General features: G+C 54.8%; 13 protein-coding genes. 9 read left to right on the top strand and 4 right to left on the bottom strand.

Annotated elements, in window-relative coordinates:
• Positions 1-57 precede the first annotated feature (57 nt).
• From R0137_RS02750 to slmA, 3 genes are all read left to right on the top strand, one after another.
• A complete protein-coding gene (locus tag R0137_RS02750; RefSeq protein ID WP_407328364.1) occupies positions 58-2,571 on the top strand; it encodes a phosphomannomutase/phosphoglucomutase in 2,514 nt (837 codons plus the stop codon).
• A gap of 46 nt (positions 2,572-2,617) precedes the next feature.
• On the top strand, positions 2,618-3,523 hold the full coding sequence (gene argB, locus R0137_RS02745; RefSeq protein WP_407328363.1) for an acetylglutamate kinase: 906 nt from the start codon (positions 2,618-2,620) through the stop codon (positions 3,521-3,523).
• 104 nt (positions 3,524-3,627) lie between these two features.
• Positions 3,628-4,413 carry a nucleoid occlusion factor SlmA gene (gene slmA, locus R0137_RS02740; RefSeq protein WP_407328361.1) on the top strand — a complete coding sequence of 262 codons (786 nt, stop codon included), beginning with the start codon at positions 3,628-3,630 and terminating at the stop codon, positions 4,411-4,413.
• On the opposite strand, the gene R0137_RS02735 is transcribed toward slmA, so the two are convergent.
• Complete coding sequence (locus tag R0137_RS02735; RefSeq protein ID WP_407328360.1) at positions 4,410-4,985, bottom strand: hypothetical protein; 576 nt, start codon at positions 4,983-4,985, stop codon at positions 4,410-4,412. The two genes, slmA and R0137_RS02735, sit on opposite strands and share 4 nt — an antisense overlap.
• A 126-nt stretch (positions 4,986-5,111) precedes the next feature.
• Positions 5,112-5,768, bottom strand: coding sequence for an orotate phosphoribosyltransferase (gene pyrE / locus R0137_RS02730; RefSeq protein ID WP_407328359.1), 657 nt, complete (start codon positions 5,766-5,768; stop codon positions 5,112-5,114).
• Between the two features lie 95 nt (positions 5,769-5,863).
• Between pyrE and R0137_RS02725 the strand changes: the two genes are divergently transcribed.
• Positions 5,864-6,625, top strand: a complete 762-nt coding sequence (locus R0137_RS02725) for an exodeoxyribonuclease III (RefSeq protein WP_407328358.1) — start codon at positions 5,864-5,866, stop codon at positions 6,623-6,625.
• Positions 6,626-6,695: 70 nt separating this feature from the next.
• Here the strand turns inward: R0137_RS02725 and rph are convergent, their stop codons facing one another.
• Positions 6,696-7,418, bottom strand: coding sequence for a ribonuclease PH (gene rph / locus R0137_RS02720; protein ID WP_405273709.1), 723 nt, complete (start codon positions 7,416-7,418; stop codon positions 6,696-6,698).
• Positions 7,419-7,493: 75 nt separating this feature from the next.
• Here rph and R0137_RS02715 point away from each other — a divergent pair, with 75 nt between their 5' ends.
• The 5 genes from R0137_RS02715 to R0137_RS02695 all read left to right on the top strand — a co-directional run bounded on the left by R0137_RS02715 (position 7,494) and on the right by R0137_RS02695 (position 12,369).
• A complete protein-coding gene (locus R0137_RS02715) occupies positions 7,494-8,357 on the top strand; it encodes a YicC/YloC family endoribonuclease (protein ID WP_407328357.1) in 864 nt (287 codons plus the stop codon).
• A gap of 101 nt (positions 8,358-8,458) precedes the next feature.
• Positions 8,459-9,079: a guanylate kinase gene (gene gmk / locus R0137_RS02710; protein ID WP_407328355.1), complete on the top strand. Its 621-nt coding sequence runs from the start codon at positions 8,459-8,461 to the stop codon at positions 9,077-9,079.
• 274 nt (positions 9,080-9,353) lie between these two features.
• A complete protein-coding gene (gene rpoZ, locus R0137_RS02705) occupies positions 9,354-9,614 on the top strand; it encodes a DNA-directed RNA polymerase subunit omega (protein WP_405273704.1) in 261 nt (86 codons plus the stop codon).
• Positions 9,615-9,838: 224 nt separating this feature from the next.
• Positions 9,839-11,956 (top strand): RelA/SpoT family protein, encoded by a 2,118-nt coding sequence (locus R0137_RS02700; protein ID WP_407328354.1) that lies wholly within the window; start codon positions 9,839-9,841, stop codon positions 11,954-11,956.
• Between the two features lie 29 nt (positions 11,957-11,985).
• On the top strand, positions 11,986-12,369 hold the full coding sequence (locus R0137_RS02695; RefSeq protein ID WP_407328353.1) for a RidA family protein: 384 nt from the start codon (positions 11,986-11,988) through the stop codon (positions 12,367-12,369).
• Here the strand turns inward: R0137_RS02695 and R0137_RS02690 are convergent.
• Entirely contained in the window at positions 12,337-13,236 is a 900-nt protein-coding gene (locus R0137_RS02690; protein WP_407328351.1) for an epimerase, read from the bottom strand. The genes R0137_RS02695 and R0137_RS02690 overlap by 33 nt on opposite strands.
• Positions 13,237-13,241: the final 5 nt, after the last annotated feature.

The raw sequence follows: 13,241 nt of genomic DNA, 5'->3' as shown, positions 1-13,241 counted from the left end.
ATGATGCTTTCAACAATAAAATGCGCCCCGCGCAGCAGACGCTAGGGACGACTAGATATGCTTAAACTTCCCGGGAAGAAAAAACCCCAGCCGGGCAAAGCCTCAACGGACGAACAGCGAAATACCCACGGCGTTAACGCCAAAGGGAATCTGCTTCGCTCCGCCTCGATGTTTGGGTTTGCCATTGTTCTGGTGCCCCTTATTCTAGCCACAGCGTATCTGGCACTGCTTCATGCTCCTGCTCAAAAAGATGCCCTTATCAAGAGCGTCTCAGACAACTATGCCGCGCAACAAGCTCGCTACATCGGGGATTCCATCGCATCGCTGCGCGCGCGCGTTGCATCTGCGGTGCGCTCACCGCTCGCCCTACAGGCGATTGCCGAGCAGAGTCCTGCAGATATCCGCCTGGTTGAACAAGCCATGCTGGACTACTTTCCCGAAGCGGTAAGCCTGCGCTTATTGCCTCTTAGCGATATGGGCACTGCTGATCTCGCGGGCGGATTTCAGGGTCTGCGGAATCATATTGAAGTCGACCTGGTCAGACGCGTCAGCAATAACGAGCCGGCTGAACCCGAGGCCTATCAATTCGAAGGGCAGTGGCTTGCGTCTTTAACGCAGGTCACAACGCATCCCCGTCTGCCGTCGAAACGCGCAGTGGTGTTACTTACGGTCGATGCGGACACGCTTGAGGCCATGCTGAGTTACCCAACTGGTATGGTGGGTGAATTCGTCCTAGAGCAACGCATCTACAGTGAAGGTGCTGACCGGGACGTGCGTATTGCGAGCCAAGGAAACGGCGCAAAAGTGGCCGCAAGTAAAGCCGATATCGACGACACGCCTTGGCGCATATTATTTGTGCCTTCGCCAGCAATCGTCGAGGAAGCTAGCAGCCATGTGAGGCCTCCCTACGGCATTTTGGGTGGCCTTATGCTGTGCTGCATCGTGGGGTTTCTCGTTTCCATGCAGCGTAGCAATAAAGCGTTAGACGGCGAACTGACCCGCATCATAGATGGAGCAGAGCATCGCACCCCCTTAGACGTACACATACCGCAGCTCGTGCCCCTGGCAAAAGACTTACGAAAACTGACCCTCCGCCGAGCCCGAATGGGCAATACCAGTAACATTGTTCCGGCGGTAGATACACACTCTGCGGCGCCCACAAACACCGCCATGACATCCGTTGACGGACCCGCGGAACACGGCTTATCACCCAACATTTTTAGGGCCTATGATATCCGGGGTGTTGCAGACTCCGACCTGGACGATGAAACGGTCTACCGCATTGGCAGTGCCATAGGAACTATCGCCGGCGAAATGGGTGAGCAGACCCTGTGTATCGGCTATGACGGTCGAGCAAGTAGCAGCCGCATTAAAGGCGTTCTCGAAAAAGCCATATTGCAGGCCGGTCGCGATGTTATCGATATTGGTTTGGTCCCAACGCCGCTTCTATATTTTGCGACGTCACTACTGGAAGCCAAATCTGGCGTCATGATTACCGGCAGCCATAACCCAGCTGAGTACAACGGCATGAAGATCGTGCTCAAAGGGCAGACCATCGCCGAGGGTACCATCGAGAAGATTCGCAACATCGCGCAGACGGGCCGCTTCAGCAAAGGTACGGGGCATGTCATTCAGCGCGATGTAGTAGGGGAATATCTCGATGAAGTAGTCAGCGACATCGCTATTGCAGTGCCTCTGAAAGTAGTCGTCGATGCCGGTAACGGTGCCACCGGTCATATCGCACCCGCTCTCCTTGAGGAGCTGGGTTGCGAAGTCATTCCCCTGTTCTGCGAAGTGGATGGACGCTTCCCCAACCGGTCGCCTGACACCAGCAATGAAGACAATCTTGGGGCACTGGTGCGCGAAGTTATCTCCAACGACGCGGATTTTGGCGTTGCCTATGATGGCGACGGAGATCGCGTCGTGGTTGTCACGGGCAGCGGCCAAATCATCCGCAGTGACACCCTTATGATGATCTTTGCCCGCGATGTAGTAACGCGTAACCCGGGCGCTGACGTTGTTTACGACGTCAAGTGCAGCCGCAATCTTGCGCAGCTAATCACGGGCCTCGGCGGTCGCCCGGTTCTCTGGAAGACCGGCCACGCGCTTATGAAAGAGAAGATGGTGGAAACTGGCGCGTTACTTGGCGGGGAGTTTTCCGGACATATCTTTTTCGGTGAACGCTGGTACGGATTTGATGACGGCATGTACGCTACGGGGCGACTGGCAGAGATACTGTCGTCTCAGGATCAGAACATAGACGACTTCATCGCAGACCTACCCGTCGCCGTGAGCACTCCTGAGATTTTGGTTCCTGTTCCCGATGCCGAAAAGTTCGCGCTTATGAAAAAGTTCGTGGAATCAGCCCGTTTTGTCGATGGAAAACCCAACGACCTGGATGGCCTGCGAGTGGACTTTCAGGACGGCTGGGGCCTACTTCGGGCATCCAACACCGGCCCAGCATTGACGGCTCGCTTTGAAGCCAGTGACGAGGCGGGCCTCGAAAAGATTCAGGGACTGTTTCGGGAACAGCTCGCTGCAGTAGCGCCGGATCTCACAATCCCGTTTTAAGAGCGCTTTTTGACACTCACCTAGCGCTCTCACCCAAGGAAATCACATGTCGCTTACACCGGACTCCGCTATGAACGCCGCACGCGTTCTCACCGAAGCACTGCCTTACATTCAGCGCTTTACAGGGCGCACCATCGTCGTCAAATTTGGCGGTAACGCCATGGTAGATCCGACTCTTCACGAGAGCTTTGCCCGAGATATTGTGCTGATGAAGCTCGTGGGAATGAACCCCGTCGTGGTGCATGGCGGGGGACCACAGATTGGTAAGCTGCTCGAAAAGCTGAATATTGAGAGCGAATTTGTCGAAGGCATGCGCGTAACAGATTCACAGACCATGGACGTGGTTGAAATGGTCCTCGGTGGCAGCGTTAACAAGGAGATAGTCTCTTCGATCAGTCGTAACGGCGGTAAGGCCATTGGGGTATCCGGCAAGGACGGTCGGCTCATTCGCGCCAAGCCTATGAAAGTGACCCGTCAAACACCGGGGATGGATGCGGCGGAGATTATCGACATCGGGCAGGTCGGAGAAGTTAGCCAAATCGATCGAGAAATTCTTGATGTTATTTTGGACAGTAACTTTATCCCTGTTATTGCTCCCGTCGGCTCAGACGACGAGGGGAATACGTTCAATATCAATGCTGACCTCGTTGCCGGAAAAATCGCTCAAGTCATGCAAGCAGAGAAACTCATGTTGTTAACTAACGTGGAAGGTCTCCTCGATGCTACGGGCTCGGTGCTGACCGGCTTGTCTACCGAAAAAGTCGATGAACTGATTGCCGACGGAACAGTGCATGGAGGAATGCTGCCAAAGATTGGTTGTGCCCTGGACGCGGTAAAGTCAGGCGTTGCTTCGGCCCACATCGTCGATGGACGAGTGCCCCATGCCGTATTGTTGGAAATTTTTACGGACGAGGGTATGGGCACCAAAATCACACCCCGTGGAGAAGATTAGGCCGCACCTTCACCGCAGTAAAAAGCACGAGTTTTAGTCCAGCGTATTGCCCCGATGAAGGGCAGTCGCTAGGATGTTTGTTCTAACTGTCCTATGAGCATCCCATGCCGAGAAACGTCCAGCGCCGTCAGCAGATACTTGAGGCCTTGGCGCAAATGCTGGAAGACAACCCCGGCGATCGCATAACCACAGCTCGACTTGCAGCCAAAGTCGGCGTGTCCGAAGCCGCTCTCTACAGGCACTTTCCCAGCAAAGCGAAGATGTTCGAAGAGCTGATTCAGTTCATCGAAGACACGCTCTTTCAGCGCATTGCCTTAATCATGCAGGAAGAAGAACAGGCTGTTGCTCGCTGCAATCACGTTCTTTACTTGCTCATCACCTTCGCAGAACGAAACCCCGGTATCAGTCGCCTTCTGACCGGTGAGGCCTTAACCGGAGAAACTGAGCGTCTTCGCCATCGGGTGAATCAGGTACTAGATCGTGTAGAAACGCAGCTTCGTCAGATTCTTAGAGAAGCAGAACTGCGGGAAGCCTTGCGGCCAGTGCTAGCCTTACCGGAGGCGGCAAACCTGCTATTTGCCTGCGCCGAGGGTCGGATTTCGCAATTTGTACGCAGTGAATTCAAGCGCAGTCCCAGCGAGGGCTGGAACCAGCAGTACGACTATCTGATGCACAGCTTTTTCCGTGAAGTGCCCACAGCTGGTGGAGTGCCAACAGCCGGCGGAGTGCCCACAGCCGGCGAGGTGCCGGCAGTGGCCAAAGTACCCACCGCTTCAGACGATTCACAATCGCTAAGCGCGGATGCCGAGGCTTCTAGCGGGCTTGATAGTTCTAGCGAAATTGATAGTTCCAGCGGTATACAAAACAACAGCGCCGGAAGCAGCCTCTAGCTTTCTGCGGACATCGTTTTACGCATTTCGACAATGTCTAGAAGGGTGGTGAATCGCTCGACATCCTGCTGGTAATCAGACTCCACAGATGCAATCTCTTCCTGTCGGTCCGTCACTGCACGCTCGGTAGCCGCGATTTCTGCCTGCAAATCATCGATAGCAGCCAGATGTTCGACATTCACAGAATTACCCAACCGCTCCTGATCAGCAGCCAGCGCTTGGTAGTTCTCCACTTGCTGCTTCAAGGACCGCAACTTTCCTTTGAGAATGCTCACACGAATACGCAAATCCCGCAGCTCTCTGTCCCGAGCCGCTTCGATATCTTCAATAGTGCTGTAACGCAGTAGCAGCGACTCATCCCAACGGCGCATGCGTTCCGCCTCTTCAGCGGCTTCGCGCGCCCGTTGGGCTTCGCTGTCCATACCCTCGCGCTCACCCGCATCAAGCGTTCTCGGGACAACCGCGACCAAGGCACCCGTGGGACTCAAAATGTCGTAGCCGTTGGCCACGAACTCCGGGGGCACCTGGTAGCCGACCACGGCATGCCCTTCCGCATTGGTATAGCGGTACATTTGACGCTCTTGGGCTGTCGCGGGATGTGCAAGCAAAGCAACAACAAACGCCAAACCGCCAACAGAGTATGTGCTACGGCTAATCTTCATATGGGTAATATAGGCTCGCAAGGCATGCACCACAAGTCAGACTCCGTACTGCTCACGATAGGCACGTAGAGCGTTCAATGCGCCTTCAGGGACGTCCATACCGCTCTCCCCGTCCTCTTCCAAATAAACAATCAAGTCCTGCATGGCGATGATGTTGTACACCGGCACACTCCATCGCTGCTCAATTTCCTGAATCGCAGATAGGTCTCCCTGGCCGCGCTCCTGACGATTAAGACCAATAACCACCCCTGCCAGTTCCGCACCCGCCGAATGAATCATTTCAATAACCTCTGAAACAGCCGTACCGGCAGTGATGACGTCATCGATAACCAAAACGCGCCCTTGCAACGCCGCGCCAACCAACACACCACCCTCACCGTGGCTCTTCGCTTCCTTGCGGTTGTAGGCAAAGGGCACATCGCGGCCATGGTGGTCTGCTAAGGCCACCGCGGTAGCCGTTGCCAGAGGGATGCCCTTATAGGCGGGGCCCAATAACACGTCGAACTCCACGCCGGAGTCGACAATGCACTGCGCGTAATAACGCCCCAGCGCTGCGAGCGCCGCACCGCTATCAAAGGCACCGGCATTGAAGAAATAGGGGCTTTGCCGTCCGGACTTCAGCGTAAAGTCGCCAAATCGGAGCACATCACAGCGTCGTGCGAGATCAATAAACTCGCGTTGGTAGGCTTGCATGTAAGGTCCAAACATTAGTGGAAAGATTTTGAGACAGTGTATTCTGTCATCTGGCGTTTCTGTATCATAGCGCCTCGAAACATTAGAGGTTTGCAATGAGAATCATCAGCTTCAGCGCAGATGGGCTGCGTGAAGCCGCCAAACGGGGTTTTTACGACTGGCTTTCACGCCAGGACGCCGATTTCATCTGTATTCAGGACATCCGCTGTTCTGAATACGACTTACAGGATGACGTCTTCTTCCCAAGCGACTACAACGCCTACTTTTTTGACGACGTTAACGGTAAAGATAATGGCGTTGCGATTTATTGCCGTGAACTCCCCAAGGCCATTATGACCGGCTTGGGTTTCGCGGACTTTGATATGCAAGGGCGCTACATTCAGGCAGATTACGGTGAGCTGTCTATCGGCTGCCTTTTAGCTCCGGTCGCGAGCGATGGCGACGCTGATCAGCAAGTTAATAAGAACGAGTTCTTTTCCTTGCTGGGTGCGCATCTCGAAAAAGTCCGCAACAAACGCCGTAAGTTTGTGATCTGCGGTAACTGGCGTATCGCCCATACCGCCTCCGACATGCAAAACAGCGCTGATAACAGCAGCCGTTCGGGCTTTCTACCCGAAGAGCGGCAGTGGATGGATGAGTTACTCGAAAACGGCTACCGCGATGCATTCCGCCAAGTGAGTACGGACAGTGATGCGTTTAGCTACTGGCCCGAAGAGCGTGGCGAAGATGGATGGCGCATCGATTTGCAAATCATTTCAGAGGATCTGCAGTATAGCGTCGAGCATGCCGCTATCTACACAGGCGACAGCTTTTCACGCCATGCGCCCGTGATCATCGATTACGATATCGACCTATAGCTTAGACCCCTACAAAAACACAGTGAAAATCAGGCGCTATTTAGCGCCTTAACGCCTCGCACAGCAGGCATCAGCCCGCCGCGAGTGCCTCACGCTGGCAGTCCATGAGTGTCGCAATACCACCGCTTGCCAGATCCAGCATTTGATCCAGCTCTGAGCGAGAGAAGGGCGCCGCTTCGGCAGTTCCCTGGACTTCAATGAATTCACCGCCCTCGGCCATAACCACATTGAGGTCTGTATCGGCCTTTGAATCTTCGATGTAGTCAAGATCGAGCACGGCCTCGCCCTTGTAAACACCGACAGATACCGAAGCCACGAAGTGTCGCAGGGGATCCGTGCTGATTTTTTTGTCGCGCTGTAAACCATTGATGGCATCCACCAAGGCAACAAAGGCACCGGTAATTGAGGCTGTACGCGTACCGCCATCCGCCTGAATGACATCACAATCCAGCGTAATGGTGTGTTCTCCCAGCTTGGACAGATCTACCGCCGCGCGCAAAGAGCGTCCGATCAAACGCTGAATTTCCTGAGTACGACCACTCTGCTTACCACGTGCTGCCTCTCGGCCCATACGGGAACCGGTAGAGCGGGGCAACATTCCGTATTCAGCTGTAATCCATCCGGAATTCTTACCGCGCAAAAATCTCGGAACGCTGTCTTCAACGCTCGCGGTACAAATCACGCGAGTATTACCGAAGCTCACCAACACCGAGCCCTCAGCATGGCAGGTAAATTGGCGCTCAATGGAAATGTCGCGCAGCTGGTCGGTGGCCCGGCCACTGGGTCTTGGCATTTAGGAAGTTCCTTGTCTTTGGGAAAGGGCGCAGTATACGCTGACGGACGAAAAGCTGAGACAAAAAGGATATCGATGACCCTGCACAGCATGACCGCTTTCGCCAGAGAGGCTACGCCATCGCCCGTAGCGCTAATCGTGGAATTACGCAGCGTTAATCACCGCTATCTCGACCTGCACTTCAAACTGCCGGACAGTCTTCGTGTCTTGGAACCCAAGCTTAGGGATGCCCTCGGCAAAGACCTAAAACGCGGAAAAGTCGACTGTCAGATAAAGCTCATAGACAACGACAATACGAATACCCTTGAGATCAACAAAGAACGATTGTCGGCAGTGCTTGAAGCCGTGAATAGCGTGAGCGCCCTATCAGACAAGATCGCCCCTACCGATGCGCTGGCGCTACTGCAGTTTCCGGGTGTATGTACCGCCGAGCAAACGGATGAGTCGAACATTCAAAGTGCTGCTTGGGGCCTCTTCGAAACAGCAATCAAAGCCTTGCAAGAAAACCGCGTGCGCGAGGGACAGCAGCTTGAGGCCTTCCTTCGCCGGAGGCTTAAGGGTATCGGTGATGAAGTTGCCACTCTGCGCGAGGCGCTTCCGGCACTTCGCAGTCGTCAGGAAGAGCGACTCCGCCGCCGATTGGAAGAGTTGGAACAGCCCCTTGATGAAGGTCGTTTCGAACAGGAATTAGTCATGCTCCTGCAAAAAGCCGATGTGGACGAGGAGCTCGACCGCTTAGCAGCACACATCGAAGAGACTACCCGAATACTGGACAAGGGCGGACCCTGTGGGCGACGTCTGGACTTCCTGATGCAAGAGCTCAACCGAGAGGCCAATACCCTGTCCTCGAAGGCTACTACGAGCAGTACGACGCAGAGCGCGGTGGAGTTAAAAGTTCTCATTGAGCAAATGCGTGAACAGGTACAGAACATAGAATGAAGCGGGGCAACACTGTCGCAATAAGTCGCGCGCTACCGTAACCTTCTCGCTCTTATCCAATCGTTGACGACGCCAGACCCATCCCGGGGACAAACAACCGTATGCATCCACAGTCAGGAACCTTATTCACCATATCCGCCCCCTCCGGTGCAGGTAAAACCAGCCTTGTACGGGCCTTAGTCGACGCGGAGCCCAGTCTTCAGGTTTCCGTGTCCCATACAACGCGGCCTATCCGACCTGGGGAGACCCATGGCGTGAACTATCATTTTTGTGATCATCACGCGTTTGAGGAAATGCTAAAACAGGATGCTTTTCTAGAACATGCCGAAGTTTTTGGGAATCTTTATGGAACTTCGCAGCATTTTGTAGAAAATCAGCTCGCGGCAGATGCGGATGTCATATTGGAAATTGATTGGCAGGGAGCCCGGCAAGTTAAACACTTGCTTCCGGCAACATGCTCAATATTTGTGCTCCCGCCATCCGAGGAGGCCCTTCGAGACAGGCTTAGCCAACGCGGGCAGGACGATGCCAGCACCATTGACCGGCGCATGGCTGCCGCGGTTTCAGAGATGTCTCACTATGTCGAAGCTGACTATCTGGTGATCAATGACGTTTTTGATGAAGCCCTCATTGAGCTCCAGGCCATCGTGCGCTCCCAACGGCTACAGACGCAAAAGCAGGCCCACCGTCATAGCGACCAGTTAAAAGCCCTCCTCAGCTAATTTACTATGAGCGGCTTCGGCCGAGCTTCGCGGGCAACCACCAATCCAAGTCTGAAAGATTACCGATTTACAACGCGCATCTTTTAGGGCCTTTGGGCTATAATATCCGGCTCTTCGGTGCGCACGTTGGTTCGTACCGGTCCAAACAGACCTTTTTTTGACGGCTCTTGAAGTCGGCTAACAAACGCATTTTAGCGATGTGTACGGGGTACACGGTTTAAAATGCCAAAGGGCTTGTTTTGGGGATTTACTGTCACCATACATGGGAAAAAATATGGCACGCGTAACTGTAGAAGACTGCCTTGAGTCCGTCGACAACCGCTTTGAACTGGTAATGGTTGCGAGCAAGCGAGCTCGTCAACTGGCTACCGGCGGCAAAGATCCGCTAGTTCAGGAAGAGTCTGACAAGCCCACCGTTGTCGCTCTTCGTGAAATCGCCGAAGGTTTGGTAACACCAGATATGCTCAACCGTGAGGACGAGCTGGACGCCGAGGAAGAACTCGCCGAAGTGATGGGTGCAAGCGAAAGCTTCTAAGCCCTTGCCCGAATGCAGCGGCTGCGCGAGCAGCGCGCTGCCGTCGGCCTCGCTCCGGACACCGTCTGGACGCACAACCCGACCTTACGTCTTTCACATCTCTCAGTTTCACCGATCGTTCTCTCATCTTGGCTCGTCGCCGCATCATCTCCACTCGTCATTCAAGCTGCAGCTGTCTACTTCAGGACCCGTGACAGAACCATGTGTAGGAATGAGTGCATAGCATGCAAACCATTGACTCTCTCGATGCCGATCTACGCTCCTATCTCGATGATCAGCAGAGCACTCTGGTCCGTCGCGCTTACTACTTTGCAGAGCAGGCGCACTTTGGTCAGCAACGACGCAGTGGCGAGCCCTATGTAACGCACCCCCTTGCCGTCGCGGGCATTCTTGCAGGCATGCACATGGACCATCAGAGCCTGATGGCTGCAATGCTCCATGATGTAATCGAAGATACCGGCATCGATAAAGATGCTATTGAATCGCAGTTTGGCGAGGCCGTAGCAGAACTCGTCGATGGTGTGAGTAAGTTAACCCAGATCGAATTCGACACTCTCGAAGAGAAACAGGCTGAGAATTTTCAAAAGATGGCCCTGGCAATGGCGCGAGACATTCGCGTCATCTTGGTCAAACTCGCCGACCGCCTTCACAATATGCGCACTCTCGGGGTGCTGCCCACGGCCAAAGCACGACGTATCGCCAAAGAAACTCTGGATATCTATGCCCCCATCGCCATGCGTCTGGGGATGAACTCTGTGCGTATGGAATTCGAGGATTTGGGGTTCACCGCGCTCTATCCCATGCGCGCGCGACGCATTGAGGCAGCACGCCGCTCGGCCAGAGGCAACCGCATCGAACTGGTAGACAAAATGCGCAGCCAGATAGAGAACGCGCTGGCTCAGGATGGCTATGAAGCGACGGTCATTGGCCGGGAAAAACACCTGTACAGCATTTACCAAAAAATGCGAGCCAAGAAGAAATCTTTCTCCGAGATTATGGATATTTACGCCTTTAGGGTCGTGGTGGACTCCGTCGACAGTTGCTACCGAGTTCTTGGCTGTATTCACTCGCTGTACAAGCCGGTCCCTGGAGAATTCAAAGACTATATCGCCATACCTAAAGCCAACGGGTACCAGTCATTGCACACGGTCACCATGGGGATGCACGGTGTTCCCATAGAAATCCAAATTCGCACGCGCGAAATGGAAGACATGGCGAATAACGGGATAGCCGCACATTGGCTGTACAAAACGGACTCCGACACCGTAAACGGGTCCCATGCCCGAGCCCGTCAATGGGTGCAGGGTTTGCTCGAAATGCAGCAACGTGCAGGCAACAGCCTTGAGTTCATTGAAAACGTTAAGATTGATCTGTTCCCGGATGAAATCTATATCTTCACACCCAAGGGCAACATCATGGAGCTGCCCCGGGGAGCAACCGCCGTAGACTTTGCCTATGCAGTGCATACCGAGCTGGGCAACACCTGTGTGGCCTGTCGAATCAATCGACGACTCGCGCCGCTGTCCGAGCCTCTCCAGAGCGGTCAAACCGTTGAGGTCATCACCGCGTCGGGAGCACGGCCAAATCCATCGTGGTTTAACTACGCCATAACCGCAAAAGCGCGCAGTAATATCCGCCACTACCTGAAGCACCAAACACAGGAAGACGCGGCAGCACTGGGTCGAAGACTCTTGGACAAGTCGCTCGCGAGCTTCGAGCTGAGCATCGCTGAATTGTCAGACGCGCGACTCAGCAGCTATCTCGATAGTGCGGGCCTTGCCAACGTGGATGAGCTTCTTGCGGAGCTAGCGCAGGGCAAACGACTGCCCGGTGTCGTTGCCAGCCAACTCGCCGGAGAAACGAATACCGAAGGGCCCACACCACAACCGGGCAGTGACTCTCCGCTGGCGATTCGGGGCACCGAGGGCTTTATGGTGAGTTACGCTCGCTGTTGTCGGCCATTACCAGGCGACCCAATCGCGGGCTACATTAGTTCTGAGCGCGGCGTAATCGTGCACCGAGAGAGATGCCGTAATCTGGCTGACATGCGTGAGAAGCCCGAGCAGTGGATCCCCTTACGATGGGACGATCAGGTCGACGGCGAGTTTCTTGCGGAGCTGAGAATCGAGACGGAAAACCGCCGCGGCGCCATCGCGACGATCGCAACACGCATTAACAGCATGAACGTAAACATCGATAAAATCAGCTCCACGGATAAAGACTACCAGTTCACCTATGTGGATCTGGATCTCCACGTGGAAAGCAGGGTGCACCTAGCACGCATTATGCGTCGTCTTCGCAGCATCGACAGCGTACGGCGCGTAAGCCGTGTGCGTAATTAAGCTTCGCCCCAAACAAACAGGAGTAACCCGTGAGTAACCGCGCCATCATTGCGACACCCAAGGCCCCCGCGGCCCTTGGCCCTTATTCTCAGGCAGTTAAAGTTGGGAATACCGTTTGGCTGTCAGGACAAATTCCACTGGTTCCCGAATCCATGACCGTGGTCGAAGGCGACGTTACCGCTCAGGCGACTCAGGCATTCACCAACCTCGCTGCTGTCGCAGAGGCCTCCGGTGGCAGCCTCAATGACGCGGTCAAAATCAATATCTCACTGATTGATATGCAGGACTTTGCGGCAGTGAATGCAGTGATGGAATCCTTCTGCAATGAGCCCTATCCAGCAAGAGCCTGTGTTCAGGTGGCGGCGCTACCAAAAGGTGTGTCAGTGGAGATCGAGGCCATCCTCGCGCTCTGAGTGTGCCATCCAGCGATGGAGCACCTCAGCATAGCCCTTTCGGTAATCCGGAAACTGCAGGGTATAACCACTGCTTCGCAGCCGCTCGTTACGAATACGTTTGTGCGATGGAGTTTCGCCTGGTGGCGCCGAGCGAGGCGGCTCGTAGGGCAAACCCAGCTGGGTACACAGCCAGGACTCCAAGTCCTGCAACGGAGCGGGGGCATCGTCAACAAGATTCACAATTCGCTGATCCAGCGTGACCTTCCCTGTGAGCGCCGCTGCCATGAAACCGGCCACATCATCACGATGAATCCGGTTAGCAAAGCGCGGTGGCTCTTCCGCCGTGAGCTTGCCCGCCGCGACTCGTTTAAGCAAAGGCCCGGGGCCGGATCCGTAGAGTCCCCCGGCGCGAAGCACCACAGCGCTATTAACGCCCTCAAGAAAAATCTGTTCGGCTGCGAGAATAGCCGCCACATGGGGGTCGCTGTCAGCGGTATCACTCTCTTCATCAATCCAGGCTCCAGAAGATTCGCGGTACACCCGGGTGCTCGAAACAAAAAACCCAGCACGGGGCCGGTGATCCCCAAGACCCGAAACAATATTCGCCATGGCTTCAGGAAAACCGGTTTGATAACCCTCGGCACTGCGATCCGCGGGACTAAGCGCAACCACCAGAGCGTCGGGCCGAAGCTTCTCAAGCACACTGAGACTGTGAGCGTTGCGAAGATCAATGGCAACGCTCTCAACCCCCTGAGGAACTGCATTAGCACTACGCCGCAGTCCAAAGCAGTGCCACTCAGGCCTGGGCAGAAGGCTGCTAAGCCGCTCACCAAGATCTCCAAAACCGACTATAGCGATGGTCTCTTGCCTCGTCCTGTCGTGCACGATTC

The sequence above is a fragment of the Congregibacter brevis genome (assembly GCF_045689245.1).
Lineage (GTDB): Bacteria > Pseudomonadota > Gammaproteobacteria > Pseudomonadales > Halieaceae > Congregibacter > Congregibacter brevis.
The sequence above is the reverse complement of the archived record's forward strand: the minus strand, read 5'-3'. Positions and strand labels throughout refer to the sequence as shown.